Origin of the sequence: Photorhabdus sp. P32, from assembly GCF_038085095.1 — a bacterium.
GTDB lineage: Bacteria > Pseudomonadota > Gammaproteobacteria > Enterobacterales > Enterobacteriaceae > Photorhabdus > Photorhabdus luminescens.
This window is the reverse complement of sequence record NZ_JAZGJN010000080.1, coordinates 1-909: the sequence shown is the minus strand read 5'-3', so window position 1 is coordinate 909 and position 909 is coordinate 1. Positions and strand designations below refer to the sequence as shown.

General features: G+C 44.8%; 1 protein-coding gene. It reads right to left on the bottom strand.

The window, feature by feature from the left end; translation table 11 throughout:
- The coding region (locus V2H77_RS00325) for an IS630 family transposase (protein ID WP_341497215.1) at positions 1 to 840 on the bottom strand (840 nt) is incomplete at its 3' end.
- Positions 841 to 909 lie beyond the last annotated feature (69 nt).

Below are 909 nucleotides of genomic sequence, written 5' to 3'. Positions count from 1 at the left end.
ATTTGGGCTGTATGGAGGAAGGTAATGTAATTCAATATTGCTAACATAAGCCCACTCCTTCACAAGATGAGCTTTGTTGTAACCCGCCCCATCCACAATAAGATGAATTTTTTGATGATAGTCAGGATAAGACTTTCTTATTTCATTGAAAAAACAGCAAATATTGTAGTCATTGATGGTTTGATATTCCTGGAACACGGTACGACCAATGGCATTCAGGTTGAGCGCGCCCAATAGATTCAGGCGAGTCCGGCTTCCTGTTGTTTTGACTGTTTTTTTCTCGCCCTTTCGCATCCAGCCATAACCGAGTTTGGTACCTTGAGTCGGGTGAACCGCGTCAAGAAAAAGGATGGGTTCGTCTTTCGCTGTAACTTTAAGATTTTCATAATATTCAATAAATTGTCGCTGTTTTTCTGCGTCGAATTTATGAGGGACGCCACAAGGTTTTTTATAACTGAATCCATTATGGTGCAGCCATTTATTCATGCCGGGAACGGTGTAACTGATATTCCACGCTTCTTTGACAAGGTGGATAACCGCCTGTGTGGTGGGCAGAAGATTCGCGGTCAGATAAGCGATAAGTTCCTGCGTCTGTGTTTCGCTGAGGTGGCTCTGAGAGCCGCCATTGTCGGGCTTGAGTTTGCGGTGATTAAGGTAATCGCTGATATGACGATTAACGGTCATTTCATGCAGGCGCAGGGCCTGAGCGATCATGACAGAACTCCAGCCCTCAGAGGCCAGCAGGACCGCTTTGATGCGATCACACTCCCGCTTATCACGGCAAGTGTGATGGAGGTGTTCAAGTTCGGCTTTTTGTTCATCGGTAATGAATATTTTCATGACGGATACCATGAACCTCATTTGGGCGAAAATCAAGCAGTTTCAATGAGCACGGGTATATAATCATAT